Here is a 15,303-nt window from a genome sequence, read left to right as displayed (position 1 = left end):
AACCCTAAGACTTCTCCTGAAGCAAGGGATCCCATTCCTCGGCCACAATAGGGATAATGAAGGTAGTCTTGGCTACGTTTTTGGCACCCGTTTTGCTAGCTTCTTGGCAACTTTACTATGTCGTCTTTTTCCTCTGAGTCTCTGCGGGAGCAGGTGCGCCGCATTGATGACCAGCTTTCCCGCCGGCCCCTGGAGCTAGACCCGGCAGGCTACTTTGTCATCTATGTGGATCGACAGCAGCAGCTCATTTGCGCCAAGTACTACAGCACCGTGATCAACGAGCGGGGTCTGGCCACTGACCCGGAGACTGGAGCAGTGATCCCAGCGCGAGGGCCAGTCAATCGCCCGCCGCAGCGGGTGTACGTTGGGCGGACGGCCAAAGAGTTGTGTGTCCAGATCTTTGAAAAGGAAAGCGAGAAGGTAGTCTCCCAGCTTAGCCACGCTGCCTACCTGGGGCGGGAGTTCCAGAAGGCAGAGGCGGCCCTCATCTCTGGCGAAGAGTACGTGCAGGACTAGGGGCAAGCTCGCTGCAGGGGAGCAGCTTGTGGCAAAATCGAGCCAGCTTGCTGTGACCAAGGTCACAGCGGGGCAAGCTGGGCTATGGAAGACAAGGTTAAGCCGGGAACCCTTCTGCGGGGACGCTACGAAATCCTCGGCCTTTTGGGGCAGGGGGGCTTTGGGGTTACCTACAAAGCGGTGGATCGCGACACTTTCAATACTCCCTGCGTGGTCAAGCGCCTGCGCCCCCTCTCCACCGATCCCTACACCCTGGCCACGGCCCGCAAGCTGTTCGAGCGGGAAGCCAAGGTTCTCAACCGGCTCAACAACTACGACCGGGTGCCCCGCCTCTTGGCCCACTTCGAGCAGGATCAGGAGTTCTACCTGGTTGAGGAGTTCATTGCTGGGCACGATCTCGGCCAAGAGCTGGTGGCTGGCCAGCCTCTAAGCGAGGCGGAGGTCGTCAAACTGCTGTGGGAGATTCTGGAGATCCTCCACTACGTCCATGCCCGTCAAATCGTGCATCGGGACATCAAGCCAGCCAACCTGATGCGCCGCGACGCCGATGGCAAGCTGGTGCTGATTGACTTTGGGGCGGTGAAGGAGGTGGGACGGCTAGGCAGCCCTGCCCCTGGCCAAACCCAGTTGGCGACGGTGATTGGCTCAGTGGGCTACATGGCCCCGGAACAGCTCAGCGGCAAGCCCCAGCCCTGCAGCGATATCTATTCGGTTGGGGTGCTGGCCATTCAGGCGCTCACCGGCCGTCCCCCCACCAAGATCCCAGACGATCCGTGTACTGGCCAGCTCCTCTGGCGGGATCTAGTGCCGGTTAGCGATGCCCTAGCGGAGATTCTGGATCGCATGGTCTGTCCCCGCTGGCAGGAGCGCTTTCAATCGGCGGCTGAGGTGATGGAGGCGCTGCGGCCTCTCCTGCCTACCCCCACCGAAGGTGTAGCGCCTGCTCTTTCCCAGCTTTCGGTGGATCAGCTCTTGGCGATGCGCTTGGTAACCCGCGGCCAGGAAAAAGCTCGCCAAGGGGATCTGCAGGGGGCGATTGCCGACTACACGTTGGCCATCCAACTGGATCCCCAGAATGGCCGCGCCTATAGCCAGCGGGGCAGTGCCCGCTACAAAAGTGGCGACTGGGCAGGAGCTGTGGAGGACTTCACCCAGGCCATTCAACTGACAGGGGATGCCCGTGCCTATGTCAACCGCGGCATCGCCCGCTACCGGCTGGGGGACTATGAGGGGGCAGTTGCCGATTACACCCACGCTCTCCACCTCAACCCCAACTGGGCCGTGGCCTACTACAACCGCGGCAACGCCTACCGGCAGCTCGAGCAAAACCAAAAGGCCATCGAGGACTATTCCCGCGCCCTTGAGCTCAACCCCGAGGAAGTACGGGCTTATTTCAACCGCGGCGTGGTGCGCGGCCATCTGGGAGATGCGCAAGGGGCTGTGGCCGATTTTTCCGAGGTCATCCAACGAGATCCCCAGGATGTGGAAGCCTATTTCAACCGGGGCGTGGCGCGGGCGCAGTTGCTGGACTTTCAGGGAGCGATTGAAGACTACACCCAGGCGCTGCAGCGGGATCCCGCCCACTCTAAGGCCTACTACCACCGCGGCCTGGCCCGCCAAGCTTTGGGGGATCCCCAGGGGGCCATCGAGGATTTTTCCCAAGCCATTGCACTGCAGCCTGCTGGGGCCTCTGAGGCAGGGGTGGCAGCGCAGGCGGAGCTCTATCTGCAGCGGGCTATAGCCTACCTGGGCAACAACGCCCTGGAGGCAGCGCTGGCTGACTGCGAACAGGCGCTCCGCCTTAACCCGGAGCTGGCGCCGGCCTATTTCTACCGAGGGCTGGCCCGCCAGGAGTTGAGAGATCCGGCAGGCGCCTTAGCCGACTTCAACCGCGCCCTGGAGTTGGATCCCCAGCTGACCAAGGTCTACCTCAACCGTGGGATTGCTCATCTGGATCTGGGCCAGCTGGAAGCGGCTCTTGCCGACTTGAACCAGGCCATTGCTTTGGATCCCAGCGATGCCAGGGCCTACAGCAGCCGCGGGCAGGTCCACAGGCTTTTGGGGGATCCCTTGGCGGCCCTGCAGGACTACACGGCTGCCCTGGAGCGGGATCCGAACAACCTGCAGCTCTATTTCCACCGTGGCCAGGCCCATTTCGACCGAGAAGATTGGCCGGCAGCCTGTGCGGATTTCTCCCAGGTGCTGCAGGCGGCAGCCCAAGCGGGGCCAGAGCTGCTAGCCAGTGCCTATCTACGCCGGGGCATGGCGCGGCAACGGCTGGGGGACTGGCAGGGGGCCCTGGCGGATTTCACCGCCCTAATCCAAAAGCAGCCGCAGGCGTCTCAGGGATTTGCCCTGCGGGCGGCGGTACATCTGGCTTTGGGCAACCAAGAGGCGGCGCTAGCCGATCTCGACCAGGCTTTGAGCTGCAACCGCGACTGGGGGCTAGCTGATGCCGCCCTGGCCTACTGTCAGCGGGGGGATCTGCACCGCCAGGCCAACCGGCCGGAGCAGGCCATTGCCGACTACACCCAGGCGCTGCTCCTGAACCCCCAGGAGCGTCAGGCTCTCTTCTGGCGGGCCCTGCTGTGGGATCAAAGGGGGGAGACCGACAAAGCGCTAGCCGACTACACGCAACTGTTGCAACTGGAGCTAGAGCCCCAGGAGCGCCTCTTGGCCCTGAACAACCGCGGCTGGGCCCATGCCCAACAGGGAGATTTTGCAGCGGCCCTCCAGGATTACACCCAAGCCATCACTCTGGATCCCGCCCACTTCAAGCTTTACCTCAATCGCGCCCTGGCTCGTCTTGCCCTCGGCGATTGGCAGGGAGCTTGCCAGGACTTCCAAACGGCTCTCCAGCTGCAGGACTACGACGGACGGCTCTTGGAAGCAGCGGCAGGGATCCCTTCACTTGCCCCTACAGGACAACTCTGATGTGCCCACGCCGCTCCTCAAAGTCGCTGATCAAGAGTCGCACCTCAATCTGCCATTCTCCCCCCAATGTTAGGGGCACATTCTCAACCGCAAACTGGCCGGGCTTCTTCGGCAGCATTTGTCGGCGCAGAGGTGGGATCCCACGTTCGGGCAGGGAAAAGGCCAAGTTCAGCTCCTGGGCTGGGATCTTTTTAACCTCCACTTGAACCCGGTTGTTACCAGGGCGACAGGGCAGGATCCGCAGGGAGAGGCTGCCTTCTGGCCAGCTCAATTCCTCTTGGCAGGACGGCTCTGCAGGGGAGCTCCTCTCCTGTCCAGGCGGAGCTTGAGCTACCAAAAAACTGGTCAGGGCCAGCACCAGGATCAGTCCCACCAGCTCCAGGCGGACGATCTGGCGCAGCAACCGGCCCACCGCCTGCCCACCCTGCCGTAATGCTGGCACCAGCCGAAACTTGTTGTGGGCGCCCAGCCCCACCATCATTAGCACTATCAGCAACTTGGCCCAAAGGTATCGCCCATAGGGATGATCCCAGTCCCAGCCGCCGTGAATCCCGGCCATTCCCACCCCCGCTAGGATAAGCCCCGGCACTGCCCAGGTGGCTACGTCAGAAAACCGTTGGATAGTGCCTACAGATGGGTAGGGAGGAGCTTCCCTGCTCAGCAGGCGCTCCAGCCCCCATAGCCCCCCTAGCCAAAAAGCCGAGCCGGCTAGATGTAGCCCCAGCAGCGCCATCGTTCCTGCCGGATACTCGCTTGTGAGGGCATGGCCAATGGGCAGAAACGATCCAATAACCAACACCGAGCCCACGCTGCTGGCCCAGGCGGCGCCTCCCTCGCAGGCCCAGATCAGAACTCCTAGCCCCACTAGCCGCAGCCCCGTACCCCAGCCATAGGGAGAAAGCATCACACTCAGCAGCTTTTGCCCATTGAGGTGGGGGTAAAGCTGAGCCAAGTGCAAACCGAAGGCCACCAGAGTCAAACTAAGGGTAAGCCAAGCTGCCACGAAAGCCCAGGCCTTAAAGGACTCCGTCCCGCTGGCGCGAACAGAGAGCTCTATTCCATTTGCCCCCAAAACGCTCGAACGCCCCTGCAACAGCCGCCACCAGCCCAACACCCCCACCACAAAGAGGCTGCCCAGGTAGATCCCCCAGCGCACACCTACCAGCGGCCAATATAGGGGATCCCTTTTTCGAACCTGGGCCGCCCTCACCGCTTGAACCAGCTCTGGATCTGCAGTCCCCACCTGGAAGACAAACGAGCCACTCACCGGATGGGAATCAGCGGAAATGGCCCGCCAACTGACAAGGTAAACCCCCGCTGGGATCCCCCAGGGCAAATCCCCCTGAGGTGCCTCGCCTCTGCTCACCAGGTTTTCCAGGGGCAATACCTGTCCATTTCCGTCCAAAACCTGGAGCTGCGTAAGCTGCACCGGCTCATTGAAAACCAGCCGCACTTGCGTCGGCGCTTCCTGGAGCACCGCTCCATCTTCCGGGAAAGTGGAGAGCAAGCTGGCATGGGCGAAAGCGGGCGAGATCCCAGCCGTCCACAGCAAGAAGCCGAGGATCCCAGCCCAAATCCCAGCAAAGACCCTTCTAGGGCGAGACATCCTGCCCAGCAGGCCGCCTAGCGACTGCCGTGACCATGACCCTGTCCACTACCTCCACCTGTCAGCTTCAGCAGCGGGGCCGGCTCCGGCAAGCTCTTGGGATCCTCGCCCGGCTGCGCCACCTGGATCCAGCGGTGCATGCCTTTTTCGCACTCCTGGATCACCGGGATGGGGATGACCTCGCCGGGCCGATTCGGCAGCTTGGCGCTGATGCTGAACTCATCCATGAGGCCATCGGGCAGCGAGCCGCCACTCCAAATCACCTCGGCAACCGTTTCGGTGATCATCTTCCCGTGGGACTCGTATGGGGTCTTCAGCGGCCTTTTGACCGTCTCGATTTTCCACAGAGGGTGCACCATCGGCTTCACGGAAACAAATCCCTCTGGGATCTGCACCCGCAAGCGCTTGGTTGGGGAGCCATCACATCCATGGGGTACGCGAAAGGTGAGCTTGGTGTAGCTGCCTGCCGGGGCTTCTTGGGGATGGACGGTAACATGAGCCCAGGCAGAAGAAAGAGGCAAAAAGCTCATACCCAAAGCCAGCAGAGATTTTCTGGCTAGAGCTAGGTAACTTTGCAGATGCAGACCCATTTCCAATCTCCAGAGCTAAGTAACTTTGCAGACCCATTTCCAATCTCCTTTTTTTCCAATTTCTTTAGTTTTCCAATTTCTTCAGGGATGGCGATGGGATCCGTGGGATTCCATCAGGCTCATGCTGTGCTGGCCCCAACTGGAGAGACCCATGGACACCAGGCCGGCGCTGGCCAAGCCCATGGACACCAGCCCAAAGGAGAGAGCGCCCATGGCTACTAGGCCAATGGAGAGGATGCCGTGGGTTACCACACCGATGGCTACCACCCCATGGGCAGAAATGCCCACCGCCACCAGCCCATGGGCCCCTATGCCCACTGAGAGAAGCTGGCAGCGGGATCCCTGGACTTGACGGCCCTGCTCCTGCAGCGCCTGAGGTGCCACGGCCACTTCGTCCTGGGCCATTAGCCCTTACTCCAGTTGTGCTCAGCGCGATCCAAGACGTAGGCGGCCACCGCCTCGATCTCTTCTGGCTTGAGGAGCTTGCCAAAAGCAGGCATGGCCCCTTTGCCGTTGCGCACCTGGGCTTGGATTAGCTCTAGCGTATCCACGTGGTACTCGTGCAGGGCAGCTAGGGAGAGATTTTTAGCCGGCACTATCGAGTTGCGCCCGTTCAAGTGGCAGCCCACACACTTGGCCTGAAAGACCTTGGCTCCTAAAGCCAAATCCGGCTCAGCAGAAGCCACTTGCGGGCTCCAAAAGACAGCGGCACCGACAAGCAAAAGCAGCAAGAAAAGTTTAACGATCCGCATTTTCCTCTCAACAATTTGCAAAAGACTGTTCATGGAAAAATCTAGTTTTTGAAGCTAGACCATTATCTCTGGCGGGTCAGGCCACGTCAAAAGACAGCCTGTCAAGTCCCCCCAGCTACCATAGGGTGGAGGATCCCTAGGGCCATGAGCAGTCTGCCGCCGGAGTTCATCCAGTTAGTGCGCCAGAAGGCCGACATCGTTGAGGTGGTGGCCGAAAAAGTGGTGTTGCGCAAGCGGGGGCAAAACTTTGTCGGCCTCTGCCCTTTCCATGACGACCACAAGCCCAGCTTTCACGTCAGCCCCAGCAAGCAGATCTACAAGTGCTTCGCCTGTGGCGCCGGGGGAGATGTCATCCGCTTTGTTATGGAGACCGAGCGCCTTTCCTTTGCCGAAGCCGTGCGCTGGCTAGCCCGCCGCTACCATGTGCCTGAGCCCAAGGGATCCTTCTCCCCAGACTACGAACGCCAGGTCTCGCGTCAGGAAAAGCTGCTGGAGGTCTTGGCCATGGCCGCCGACTTCTACCGGCACGCCCTCCACTCCCCGGTGGGATCGGCGGCTAGGGAGTATCTGCATAGCCGCCGCTTGAGCGAAGAGACCTGTCAACAGTTTCAAATCGGCTTTGCTCCCTCCGGATGGCAGTCGCTCTACGAGTACCTGGTTAACCAGAAGCGCCAGCCGGTCAAGCTTCTAGAAGAAGCCGGCCTGCTGGTGCCGCGCCAGGGAGGAGGCCACTACGACCGCTTCCGCAACCGCATCATGCTGCCCATTTTTGACCTGCAGGGGCAGGTCATCGGCTTTGCCGGCAGGGCTTTAGGAGAGGAGCAGCCCAAGTACCTCAACTCCCCAGAAACGGAGCTTTTCAACAAGAGCCAGGTGGTCTATGGCCTCAACTTTGCCCGCGAGGCCATCGCCAAAGCCGACCAAGTTTTGGTCGTGGAAGGGTACTTTGATGTGATCGCCCTGCACCAAGCCGGCATTGCCTATGCGGTAGCCGCCATGGGCACGGCCCTGACGCCGCACCAGGTCAAGGCTCTGCTGCGCTACACGCCGTCCAAGCGGGTCATCCTCAACTTCGATGCCGACCGCGCTGGGTTGAATGCCGCCCTGCGGGCTATTCAAGCCGTTGAAGAACAGGCGCGGCGGGGGGAAATCGAGCTGCGCATCCTCACCCTTCCCGCTGGGAAGGATGCCGACGAATTCCTGCGGCAGCACCCGGCTTCCCAACTAGAGGCCCTGCTGGCTCAGGCTCCCCTATGGCTGGACTGGCGGATTGAACAGGTGCTGGCCGGTCGGGATCTCAGCCAGGCCGCCGATTTCCAACAGGCCTATCGAGCGCTGGTGCAACTGCTGGCCGGTCTAGGCGGGCAGTGGCGCTCCTTGTATATCCACAAAGTGGCGGAATTGCTCAGCCGGGGCAGCGCTCGCCTCAGCCGCAATCTGGAAGAGGATCTGCGACGTGCCGTGCGCCAGTACCGCTGGTCAAAACCCCAACAACCTGCTGCCGACCGGGGATCCAAACTCTTGCAGTCCGAGTCCCATCTTCTGCAGATCTACTTGCATTTTGCCGAGTACCGCCGCGAGATCCGCCAAACCTTGATGGAGCGGGAGCTGCAATTCAGTTTCCGTCCTCACCGGGAGCTGTGGCAGCGGATCTTAGAGCTGGTCTCGGCTCAGCCGGAACTGGAAGACGAGGAGGAGGGTCTTTTGACCGCCCTGCGCACTCTCTGCGCCCAGGACGACGCCCTCAACGAGCGCCTCAGCCACCTGCTCTGGCAGGACGAAACTACCCGCGTGGCCCTGATGCGTCCGCGCCTGGTGGTGCGGGCTGCTCTAGCCAACATGGAGCTGGAAATTCGCCAGAAGCGCTACCGCTACTGGACGCAGCTCTGGGAGCAGGCTTTTTCCGAAGGCAACACCACTCTAGCCGCCCAATACCAGGCCAGCATTCACCAGGAATATCAGGCTATTTTGGCCTTGCAGCGCCAGGTGCAGCTTAACCTGGAAGATTTGCCGGAGACAGCGCTAGCGGAGGAGTGGACTTAAGCAGTTCTGGGTCCGCTCTCCCTCAAGAGAAGGGGCAGGGGGGGAGGGCGCAGTGAAGCGCGCCGGCGAGAGACTGGGGAGCCACTCATCCGCCTGGCCATACGCCTGCTGGGCAAAGCGGCGAGCTAAGGCCGGCAGGATGGCCAAAGGGCTGCTGAAGCCAGAAAAGAGTTGTAGCCCTTCCCAGCCGGGCAGGGATCCCACCAAGGGATAGTGATCGCCGCTGAAGGCCACCAAGCAGTGACACCAGCGCCCGGGCAAGTGGGCCACTTGGGGTAGGTAGCGCCCCACCTGCGCCCGGATTTGCGCTTCGCCGCTAGTGGCATCCAGCTGGGCTTGAGGATCCGTCAGCACCCGACTGATCTGGCCCAGGCGAATGCTGCCGTCCAGAAACTGCAGGATCCCGACATCCAGGATGGGCGGGCAGAGCTCCTGCCCTGGCTTGTCCCAGAGGGGATCCCGGTCGGGGTGAGCCGCCTGCCGCTCCAGCTCCAGGCGCTGCACCGGCGCGCTCATGACAATGGTTCTCAGCCGCACTGCCGCAGGCTCTAGCTCGAGGGATTCGGCGTGGGTGAAGTAGATAGGGGCATAGATGCCAGCTTGACGCAACAAAGCCCGTGTCCAGCCGCCGGCGCACACCACCACCTGGGCTGCCCCGTGGAAGTCGGCGGGTGTCTCTACGCCGGTGACCCGCTGCCCTTGCCGCCGCAAGCCAGTTACGCTTTGCAAAAGCAGGGATCCCCCCAGGCGTTGGAAAGCCCTCCGAAAAGCCAGGGTCGTCAGCCAGGGGTGGATGTGGCCGTGCTGGGCCCAGAGCACGCCCTCCAGGGCCGCCGGCTGCAAAAGGGGCTCCAGCTCACAGGCCGTCTCCACCGGAATCCGCTGGGGTGGGATGCGACAGTCGGCTAGATCCGCCTCCACCGTTTCCACTGAGTAGCCAGGAGCAACCAATAGGAGCAGATCTAGCTCGCGAAAGTGAATATCTGCCTCCAGCTCCTCTGAGAGAGTGCGGTAGCGCTGGATCCCTTCTTCCCCCAGAGCTTTGAGCAGGGGAGTTTTTCCAGCCCAATGAGCCAAGCCACCGTAGCTATAGCGGGTGGCACTGGCGGGCAGCGCCTCCTTCTCAAGGAGAAGAACGGATCCCCCCTGGCGGGCCAACTCATAGCTTAGGGCTGCTCCGGTGATCCCGCCGCCGACAACAATCCAGTCATAGTTGGCCATGCCTGTCGCGCTCCTCGGTTGGCAATTGCTCCGCCCTTGCCAGGAACACAAAAACAGGCAGGGATCCGCCCCTGCCCTGGAATGGCCTGCCTCAGGTTTTTTTAGGACTCCTGCGCCAGACGGGCATAAAACAGGCCCTGAACGCGAACGGTGCGAGGTTCCAGTGCCCCTTGCTCGGTACTAGACGGCTGAATGCTCACAAAGGAGCCAGCGATTTCTCCAGTGCTGGAATCTACGCGAGCAATGCGCAGCGACATTTTCCCCCGGGAAATCTCGTCCACCTTGCGGTTGGCCGCAAAGTCCTCCTTGGCCGCCTGCAGCCCCACAGCCGTGTCGTAGCCAGTGCTAGAACCCCGCCCCCGCGAGTCGAGGAAGCTGCTGGTACGGTAGCCGGGCACCAAGAACTCGCCTTCAAAGTCCGTTGAGGGATCGATGACCGACCCTTGAGCGGTGGCCACCAAGTCTTTCACGCTAAACAAAAAGGGCACCAGCTCGCGGCGAGGCAACTGACCGGTGGTTGGCTGGAAGGTGATCCCATCCACCACTTTGAACTCCAAGCCGCCCTCTTTGGCAGTGACTTCCGCTTTAATCGGCCCCAGGGTAGCAGCCGAGATCATGATGTTCTTGGCTTTGATAAACTCTTTTTCCCCGTTCCGTTTTTCTTCTTCCACCTCGATTTGCACGGGCTGGAAGCAAACATCGGTCAGCTTTAGGGATTCCCCCTGGGGCACCTCAATGCGGCCGCGGGCATTGTCCGAGACCGACGGGCAAATAGCCGCCTTGCCTGTGTTGCGGATCTGGTCGTAGGTTAGAGGGGCCTTGGCTGCCTCAGCCCGAAAGGCGAAGACGCCTAGACAAAGCGCCAGCAGGATGGCGAGCAGGGGACGGTACCGCATAATCAACCTCGAAAAACCTGTTTTGAATCTCTTGGGAAATAAACCAGTGCCCCCATTGTACGCAATCGCAATCCGCTCTTTGCTAAGCCAAGCAAAGTTTCTTGACTAGGCAAGAACTAAAGCTGGCTAACCGCTAGAGATCCCAGCCAGTGCTCTCGGATTTGGGCCACCAGTTCACCGATGGGCTGCTGGTTGACCCGGTAGCTGGTGGGATGGGCAATCAGGCGGGCTGTGCTCTCGAAGAGACAGTCCCGCTCCACCAGGCCATTTTCCCGCAGGGTGCGGCCGGTGGCCACCAAGTCCACAATGGCATCAGCCATGCCCGTGAGGGGAGCCAGCTCCACTGAGCCGGCAAGGGAGATGAGCTCCACCGGCAAATCCAGGCGGTCGAAATACTCGCGGGCACAGCGGACAAACTTGGAAGCTACCCGGGCATAGGGCGGCAACTGGGCTGCTGAGGTGTAGGGGCTGTCTTGGGGAAGAGCCACCACCATGCGGCAGTAGCCAAACTTTAGGTCCAACAGGTGGGCTACCCCCGCTTCCCTGCCGGCATAGCGCTCCCGCAGGACATCGTAGCCGACAATCCCCAGCTGGGCCTGGCCGTACTCCACGTACACCGGCACGTCCTGGTTGCGCACCAGCAGCGCCGCGTAGCGCTGTCCCTTGAGCTGGGTAGGGGATTCAATGCGCAGGAGGCGATTGGCCGGATCCAAAAAGCGGCTAAAGTCGATCCCTACCTGCTGCAGACAGCGGATGGCATCGGCTAGCAAAGCTCCCTTGGCGAGGGCAATGGTGATCGGCTGACGGTCGGGAGGATGAACTTGGCAGTCGTGCAGCTGAAGATCCAAAGCTGTCGACATGAAGGGGGCCGCTGTCCCAGGGCAACTCCCAATCCTAGCAACTGCTAGGTCATCTGTGCTCCCGAAACTGGGCAAGAGCACGACACAGCCCCGGGACAGCCTCTGCTGGCCAGAAGCCCTCGCCGCGCCGGCCCTGGTGCAACTGTAGGTAGAGATCCCAGGCAGCGGGGCTGCCGTGGGCAATCAAAGTTAGCAAGGGGAAGGTCTGCTCCAGGGTGAGGCTCTCTTCGGCCATCAGTTGGGAGGCCATGGCCTCCATATCCCGCTGCAGGCAGTACACCCCCTGCCCAAAAGCTTGCCACTCCTCTTGAGTTAGCTCCAGCGCCCAGGTTTCTCCTCCCACAAGGGCCACAAAAGGAGAGCGCCGGGGATCCCAGCCCAGTCGCCAGCCGGATCCCTTACAGAGAGGAGAGGGGGTAGAAGAGAAAAAAGCCTCCATGCTGGGGTAGGCCAAAAAGATGCAGGTAGAATCAACGGGTGCGTTACCAGCATAAAGCGCCGATGCTCAGTTACCAACCTCCCCCCACCCAGCGGCGGTTTCCTCTCCAGGGCACGCTCGGCTGGGGTGTGCTGCTTGCGGCTTTGGCGTTGCGCGCCACAGGGGATCCCGGAGGAACCTGGGCCACGGTGGCTACCCCGCAAAACCCGATCTTACGGGTGGGCATCCTGCAGCAGTTTGGTCGCTCTGAACAGGATCAGGTGGAGTTGGCAGCGCCAACCGGCTCGCTACTGACGCTGGAATTTCCCCAGGCCGACGGCAGCACCAAGAGGCAGCGCACTCCGCGCGTAACCGTCGGGATCGTCAACCGCGCCTTGGCCACTCCAGAAACCGTGTACCGCCTTGTTCTCAGCAGCCACAAAAGTTTTGAGAGCGCCGAGGCTAGCGCCAAGCGTTGGCAGGCTTTAGGGATCCGCACCGAGATTGCCCAGCCGCAGGAGTGGCAAGTGTGGGCCAGCCGCGCCTACACCCCTCAGCAGTTGGCCCAGATTCAGCGCTATGCCCAGGCCAAAGGGATCCCCCAGGTGCGGCTTGAGGTCCAGCAGCGGCGCCAACAGACCCAGCTAAGCTGGGTGCATGGCCACTTTCGCTACCACCGCACCCGGCTTCAGGTAACCTCGGACGCGGGCTATCTGCGGGTAAACGACCGCTACTATGCCGGCTCGATTACCATTCAGCCTAACGCCTACGGCAGCTACACCGTGGTCAACGCCGTGCCGCTGGAAACCTATCTGCGGGGGGTGGTGCCCCACGAAGTAGGGCCGGGAGCTCCCTTTGCCGCCATGGCCGCCCAGGCAATTCTGGCGCGCACCTACGCCCTCAAGAACCTGCACCGCTTTCAGGTCGACGACTACCACCTCTGTGCCAACACCCACTGCCAGGTCTACAAGGGGCTGACGGGAACCCATCCGCGGGCGGACGAGGCCGTTCGCCAGACCAGCGGCTTGGTGCTTACCTACAATGGCAAGCTGGTGGATGCTGTGTATTCTTCCTCCAACGGCGGCATCTCGGCAGGCTTTGAAGAAGTTTGGGACGGCGAGCCGCGCCCTTACCTGCGCCCCCGCGCTGACCTCGCCCACCAGCCCGCTCAGCCCTTTGATTTGCGGCGGGAGAGCGACTTCAAGGCTTTTCTGGAGCAGCGGGAAGGTTTCCATGAAGCAGGGGTATCTCGCCTTTTCCGCTGGGAGTTCTCCCAATCCCTGGCGGAGCTCAACGCCCAGCTGCGGGCTGCCCAAGAGTACCTCGGGATCCCTCTCCCCGAGTGGACGACCATCCAGGGGCTGCAGGTTCTGGAGCGCTCGGTCAGCGGTCGGGTTCAGGCGCTGCAAGTGGACCTGCAGACACCCCAAGGATCTCACTCGCTGGTTTTGCGCAAGGATCAGGTGCGCCTAGCTTTTCCCCGTCTCTACAGCACCCTGTTTCGCGTCGAGCCCCTAAAACAGGGCAAGGAGCTAGCGGGCTACCGCTTTATCGGCGGCGGCTTTGGCCATGGGGTGGGGCTGAGCCAGTACGGCGCCTACACCCTAGCCCGTCGGGGGTTGAATGCAGCCGAGATCCTCGCTTTCTACTACCCTGGCACGACCCTGGCCAAGCTGGGATCCCTCCCCGAGGCTTCGCTGGCTGACCAGTCCTTGTCCGTCCAGAAGTAGCGTTCCCCATGGCAGCAGAGCAGCAGAATGCCGGCCATCCTCCGCTTGAGGAGCAGGAGATCTCAGCCCCGCTGGAGCCCGTTCAAATAAGGGGGTTGGAGCCCTCTGCCCTTCCCGCGGCCCCACCAGGGTTTAAGTCGGGGTTTGCGGCGCTCATTGGACGGCCCAATGTGGGCAAGTCCACTCTCATGAACGCCCTGGTAGGTCAAAAGATCGCCATCACCTCCCCTGTGGCCCAGACCACTCGCAACCGCCTGCGCGGGATCCTCTCCCTCCCCCAAGCCCAGATCATCTGGGTGGATACTCCTGGCATCCACAAGCCCCTCCACCGACTGGGGGAGATCTTGGTGCACAACGCCCAGGCCGCCATTGGGAGTGTGGACGTCGTTCTCTTTGTGGTGGATGGCTCAGTGCCAGCAGGTCGCGGTGACGCTTTCATTGCGGAGCGAATCCCTGCCACTACCCCCTGCATCCTTGTCTGCAACAAAGCCGATCTCCTCAAAGACGCTGCCACGCGCCAAGCTCACCAGGAGAGCTACCAGGCCCTGCGGCCCGCTGCGCCGGTGGTTTGGGTGTCTGCCCTGGATCCCGGCAGCTTGCCACCCCTTATCCAAGTCACTGTTGACCTGCTGCCTGCGGGGCCCTACTACTATCCGCCAAACCTGGTCACCGATCAGCCAGAGCGATTCATCATGGCGGAGCTCATCCGGGAACAGGTGCTGCTGCACACCCGCGAGGAAGTGCCCCACTCGGTGGCCGTAACCATCGACCAGGTGGAGGAAACCCCCAAGGTTACCCGCGTCTTGGCCACCCTCTACGTAGAGCGGGACTCGCAAAAAGGGATCCTCATTGGCAAGGGAGGGGAAAGGCTCAAGCAAATTGGCCAGGCTGCCCGACTTCAGATTCAAAAGCTCATTGCCGGCAAGGTGTACCTGGAGCTGTTTGTCAAGGTGCGGCCCCACTGGCGGCGCTCCGAGCACCTCCTGCGCGACTTCGGCTACCGCCTCGAGACGTAGGGATTGAGCAGAGCGGCGGTTGCAGCTAATCATGGAAATGGCAATGCTTCCTGTGGAAGGCTAACGACCATGCTGCGACTGTACGGGATCCCCACCTCTGGCAATTGCTACAAGGTGGAGCTACTTCTGAGGCAGCTGGGGATCCCCTATGAGACGGTTGAGGTGAACTCCCGCACCGGCGAGAACCGCCGCCCCGAGTACCTGGCCAAGAACCCCTTGGGCCAGATCCCGGCCTTGGAGCTAGAAGACGGCACGGTCTTGGCCGAGTCGGCTGCAATCTTGGTCTATCTAGCAGAAGACACCCCTCTCTATGGCCAAACGCGGCTAGAGCGGGCTGAGATCCTGAAATGGCTGTTTTTTGAGCAAACCCGCATTGCTCGCTACATTGCCACTACCCGCTTCCTCGTGCGGACTGGCCAGGCCGAGGCCAACGCCGAGCTGATTGCCCAGAACCTAAAACTGGGCACGGAGGCCTTGGAGATCATGGAAGGCCATCTGAAGGGGAAAGAATTCTTTGTGGGCAACCGCTACACCATCGCCGATCTGGCCCTCTTCACCTATACCCACGTGGCGGAGCAAGGCGGGTTTGACCTCAGGCCCTTCCCCAACATCCGCGCCTGGTGTAAGCGGGTCAAGGCCACCGAGCGCTTTTTCCCTCTCCCTGGAGCCTAGAGGTCCCCCTGCAGCCGATTGACGGAGAGTTGCCGGGCAGCTACCCATC

Annotated in this window: 14 protein-coding genes; 6 read left to right on the top strand and 8 right to left on the bottom strand. The window is 61.5% G+C overall.

Annotated features, from left to right (window positions below; genetic code table 11):
* Positions 1-117: 117 nt before the first annotated feature.
* Positions 118-516: a DUF4346 domain-containing protein gene (locus NW806_RS00645; protein WP_414405420.1), complete on the top strand. Its 399-nt coding sequence runs from the start codon at positions 118-120 to the stop codon at positions 514-516.
* An 84-nt stretch (positions 517-600) separates the two neighbouring features.
* Positions 601-3,450: a tetratricopeptide repeat protein gene (locus NW806_RS00640; protein WP_414409626.1), complete on the top strand. Its 2,850-nt coding sequence runs from the start codon at positions 601-603 to the stop codon at positions 3,448-3,450.
* On the opposite strand, the gene NW806_RS00635 is transcribed toward NW806_RS00640, so the two are convergent.
* The 4 genes from NW806_RS00635 to NW806_RS00620 form a co-directional block, all read right to left on the bottom strand.
* Positions 3,434-5,056, bottom strand: coding sequence for a copper resistance CopC/CopD family protein (locus NW806_RS00635; RefSeq protein WP_414409625.1), 1,623 nt, complete (start codon positions 5,054-5,056; stop codon positions 3,434-3,436). The genes NW806_RS00640 and NW806_RS00635 overlap by 17 nt on opposite strands.
* 17 nt (positions 5,057-5,073) lie before the next feature.
* Entirely contained in the window at positions 5,074-5,646 is a 573-nt protein-coding gene (locus NW806_RS00630; protein WP_414409624.1) for a YcnI family protein, read from the bottom strand.
* 81 nt (positions 5,647-5,727) lie between these two features.
* Entirely contained in the window at positions 5,728-6,051 is a 324-nt protein-coding gene (locus NW806_RS00625) for a hypothetical protein (protein ID WP_414409623.1), read from the bottom strand.
* Positions 6,051-6,398, bottom strand: a complete 348-nt coding sequence (locus NW806_RS00620) for a c-type cytochrome (RefSeq protein WP_414393791.1) — start codon at positions 6,396-6,398, stop codon at positions 6,051-6,053. The genes NW806_RS00625 and NW806_RS00620 overlap by 1 nt, the downstream gene beginning before the upstream one ends.
* 144 nt (positions 6,399-6,542) lie before the next feature.
* Here NW806_RS00620 and dnaG point away from each other — a divergent pair, with 144 nt between their 5' ends.
* Entirely contained in the window at positions 6,543-8,441 is a 1,899-nt protein-coding gene (dnaG, locus tag NW806_RS00615; protein ID WP_414409622.1) for a DNA primase, read from the top strand.
* Here dnaG and NW806_RS00610 read toward each other — a convergent pair.
* From NW806_RS00610 to NW806_RS00595, 4 genes are all read right to left on the bottom strand, one after another.
* The gene (locus NW806_RS00610; RefSeq protein WP_414409621.1) at positions 8,421-9,662 is read right to left on the bottom strand and encodes an NAD(P)/FAD-dependent oxidoreductase; all 1,242 of its coding nucleotides are present in this window, start codon (positions 9,660-9,662) and stop codon (positions 8,421-8,423) included. The genes dnaG and NW806_RS00610 overlap by 21 nt on opposite strands.
* A 101-nt stretch (positions 9,663-9,763) precedes the next feature.
* On the bottom strand, positions 9,764-10,558 hold the full coding sequence (locus NW806_RS00605; protein ID WP_414393399.1) for a photosystem II manganese-stabilizing polypeptide: 795 nt from the start codon (positions 10,556-10,558) through the stop codon (positions 9,764-9,766).
* A 116-nt stretch (positions 10,559-10,674) separates the two neighbouring features.
* Positions 10,675-11,418 carry an ATP phosphoribosyltransferase gene (gene hisG / locus NW806_RS00600; protein WP_414393400.1) on the bottom strand — a complete coding sequence of 248 codons (744 nt, stop codon included), beginning with the start codon at positions 11,416-11,418 and terminating at the stop codon, positions 10,675-10,677.
* Positions 11,419-11,467: 49 nt separating this feature from the next.
* Complete coding sequence (locus tag NW806_RS00595; protein WP_414409620.1) at positions 11,468-11,872, bottom strand: DUF1818 family protein; 405 nt, start codon at positions 11,870-11,872, stop codon at positions 11,468-11,470.
* Positions 11,873-11,919: 47 nt separating this feature from the next.
* On the opposite strand from NW806_RS00595, the gene NW806_RS00590 reads away from it, so the two are divergent.
* The 3 genes from NW806_RS00590 (at position 11,920) to NW806_RS00580 (ending at position 15,254) form a co-directional block, all read left to right on the top strand.
* A complete protein-coding gene (locus NW806_RS00590; protein ID WP_414409619.1) occupies positions 11,920-13,566 on the top strand; it encodes a SpoIID/LytB domain-containing protein in 1,647 nt (548 codons plus the stop codon).
* Between the two features lie 8 nt (positions 13,567-13,574).
* Entirely contained in the window at positions 13,575-14,582 is a 1,008-nt protein-coding gene (gene era / locus NW806_RS00585) for a GTPase Era (RefSeq protein WP_414393405.1), read from the top strand.
* 69 nt (positions 14,583-14,651) lie between these two features.
* On the top strand, positions 14,652-15,254 hold the full coding sequence (locus NW806_RS00580) for a glutathione S-transferase family protein (RefSeq protein WP_414409618.1): 603 nt from the start codon (positions 14,652-14,654) through the stop codon (positions 15,252-15,254).
* The last annotated feature ends 49 nt before the right edge of the window (positions 15,255-15,303 follow it).

Origin of the sequence: Synechococcus sp. W65.1 (assembly GCF_047461615.1) — a bacterium.
Lineage (GTDB): Bacteria > Cyanobacteriota > Cyanobacteriia > Thermostichales > Thermostichaceae > Thermostichus.
The sequence above is the reverse complement of the archived record's forward strand: the minus strand, read 5'-3'. Positions and strand labels throughout refer to the sequence as shown.